Annotated in this window: 2 protein-coding genes; one reads left to right on the top strand and one right to left on the bottom strand. The window is 40.3% G+C overall.

Going from position 1 to position 3,062, the window contains the following annotated elements; all coding sequences use genetic code 11:
• The first annotated feature begins 243 nt into the window (after positions 1–243).
• Positions 244–1,419: an IS66 family transposase gene (locus ASJ81_RS10585; protein ID WP_095644428.1), complete on the top strand. Its 1,176-nt coding sequence runs from the start codon at positions 244–246 to the stop codon at positions 1,417–1,419.
• Positions 1,420–1,791: 372 nt separating this feature from the next.
• Here the strand turns inward: ASJ81_RS10585 and pscS are convergent, their stop codons facing one another.
• Entirely contained in the window at positions 1,792–2,952 is a 1,161-nt protein-coding gene (pscS, locus tag ASJ81_RS10575; RefSeq protein ID WP_095644426.1) for an O-phospho-L-seryl-tRNA:Cys-tRNA synthase, read from the bottom strand.
• Positions 2,953–3,062: the final 110 nt, after the last annotated feature.

Raw genomic sequence — 3,062 nt, 5'->3', positions numbered from 1 at the left:
GTGTAGGTTTCGAATGACCTCATTTATACAAAATGAAAAATTAGCGAAGTACTGAAACTGGATAAAATAGAGGTTCATCGAACTGAAACATGTAAAGTTAATAGATCCAACTTACCCAGTGATGCGTATCTTAAAGGTTATAGAGACGTAATAATTCAGGATATATACATAAAGCCTGTTAATACAAACTACAGAATAGAGATTTTTTATTCTCCTTCTGAGCATAAAACATATGCAGGAAAATTGCCACAAGGCGTAAAGGGTGAGTTTGGTCCTGGGATCAAATCTTTGATAATTACTCTTAATCATGTTGCTAATGTTTCAGAACCCAAGATACATGAATTCCTGAAAAATATTGGTGTTCATATATCTAAAGCCACTATCTCTCGAATCTTGACAAAAGATATTGATATCTTTCATCAGGAGAAAGCTGAGATTTTTCTGGAAGGTCTTAAGGCTACGCCTTATCAGCAGATTGATGATACAGGTGCAAGAGTCAATGGTGTCAATTATTATACTCAAATTCTTTGTAATCCTTATTATGCTGCTTATTTTACAGTTCCAAATAAGAATCGGGAAACCATTTTAGATGTGCTTTTATGTGGAAAAGAAAAAACGTACTGCTTTAATACTGAAGCATTTGATCTGATGAAAACGTTTAATGTTTCCCAAAGATGGATAGAAAAGCTCTCTTCTTTAAAAAACAAAATATTCAGTGACGAGGAAATGCGTCGAAAATTGGATTGTATTTTTTTGTATGGTAGAAAAACTACTAAGAAGAAAGTTCTTGAAGCCGGTGCAATTGCGGCCTATCATCAGATGACAAACATACCTGTGGTTACCACACTTTTGAGTGATGATGCACGTCAATTCAGGCAAATTGCATATCATCATGCTCTTTGCTGGATTCATGACGGTAGAAACTACAAGAAATTAAGGCCAATAGTTCCGTATCATAAAGAAAAGCTGAAAGCTTTTCTGGACAGTTACTGGAACTTTTATGGTGAGCTTTCTAAGTTTAGAATAAAACCAGATTCAGAGGTAGCGGAGCAATTATCCGTTAAGTTTGATCAGTTGTTTTCTACCAAAACAGGATATGAAAAGCTGGATGAAAGAATCGCTAAGACGAAAGAGAACAAAGAATACCTGTTAAAGGTGCTGAGTTTGCCAGAGATTCCGCTGCATAACAATGCAGCGGAACTGGCAGCAAGAGCAAAGGTCAGAAAAAGAGATGTCAGCCTTCAAACTATAACAGAGGAAGGAACAAAGGCAAACGACACATTTATGACGATTGTTCAGACAGCAAAGAAACTGGATGTAAGTGCATATCAGTACATATGTGATAGAGTCAGCAGTATATTTGAGATGCCATCTTTAGCTCAACTAATCAGAGAAAGAAGTTCAGTGAGTGGAAAGTGAGAGATTTCCACTCAATTTGAAGAGGATACAAAGTAAGGGTAATGGACTCAGTAAAACCTGGACTCGGTAAAAGTACCTGGAATAGGCACTTGGACCGTTAAAAAGCACCTGGACTAGGCACCAGGATTCGTTAAAGAGTACCTGGACTCAGCGGATAAACTTGCAGATTCCGAAAATACACATTTTTGCATATTTTTTTCGTACTTTTCTCCGGAATCTTGAATATTTGAACTTATTTACCTCAAAAGAGAAGGAGAAATGAGAAGGAGAAATGAGAAGGAGAAATGAGAAGGAGAAATTCAGAACCAGGATATTGATCCCTGGTTGAGTTCTCCAGGACGTAAAGTAAAATATCAACAGGCTCAAACAGCCTTAAATGTCCTCATATTTTTTCAGGATATCTTCAAAGGAGTCTGCGACAACTTCAAGTTTTTCTCTTCCAAGCCCGAAAGTACTGAGCTTGAAGTATTTGGTAAGCCCGGACTTGATGCCGTGAATATTGCGTGCTTTGAGCTCCTTGTAGAGGAAGTACCTACCGTTCTTAACCTTCTCGGAGATTTCATAGAAGCGTGGAGCTTCAAAGAACATAAGGTCGTGAGAATGAGGTTTCTGCCCACGCTGAATAAAGCCCATTTCCTCAAGCCTTGCCGAGAACCAGCGGGCGTTTTCGACCTCCTGGTCCCAGTTCTGAACACGCTTTACCACATCAGGGAAAGATGCAATAAGAGTCATAACCGTAGCGCCCCTTGCCGTACATCCCAGAAGCTCAACTTCTTTTACCTTGCTGTGTTTGGATTTCCTGAATACGATAGGAGCGTACTCTTCACTTACCCCAAGCACTCCTACAGGCCCTGATGCTGCCATAGATTTATGCCCGCTGCCAACAATAAAGTCGGCACCGATTTCTTTTGCAGATACCGGCATTCTTCCTACGGCATATGCACCATTCAGAAGGAGAGGAACATTGTATTCATGGCAGATCGAGGCTATCTTTCCTGCATCTGGCAGGTTTCCATAACTTCCGTCCGGATAAGTTATAAGTGCAAGAGCAGGTGGTTTTCCACTTTCCTTTGTAACCTCTTCGATTGCCGTGGCATACCCTTCAGGATCAAGGTAATAATCGGGACTGCCTGAATGCGGCACGGCTTTGATGTTCAGGCCTGCTCTTTCGGCTGCAACATAGGAAGAGTAATGAGCGAGCCCATCGACCACAATCCAGTCCCCCGGCTTTCCAATAGAATGCATGACAGCAAACTTGGACTCCCGTGCCCCATTTGTGACCCTTGCCTCATCACAACCAAGGAACTCGGGAAGAGCCTTATGTACGAAATCATAAATTGGAGGCTTTTTTATCTGATCCAGAATTCCTCCACAGAAATCACATACCGAATACCCGTCTCCCCACTCTACAAGAGCCTGTTTTGCAGCCTCGGTCAAACGCCCGCCTGTCTGAAGAGGGTCGATATTTATACTGCCGAGAGTCTCTCTTTTTATAAAACCGAACTTTTGAAGGGATGAATCGTCAAGTTTCATTTTCTTTCATACCTCAATTTATTTTTCATACTTCAATATTAGTTACAGATTAACCTCAATATTATCTACAGATTAACTTCAATATTATCTACAGATTAACTTCAATATTA

This window comes from Methanosarcina spelaei, assembly GCF_002287235.1.
Classification (GTDB): domain Archaea; phylum Halobacteriota; class Methanosarcinia; order Methanosarcinales; family Methanosarcinaceae; genus Methanosarcina; species Methanosarcina spelaei.
The sequence above is the reverse complement of the archived record's forward strand: the minus strand, read 5'-3'. Positions and strand labels throughout refer to the sequence as shown.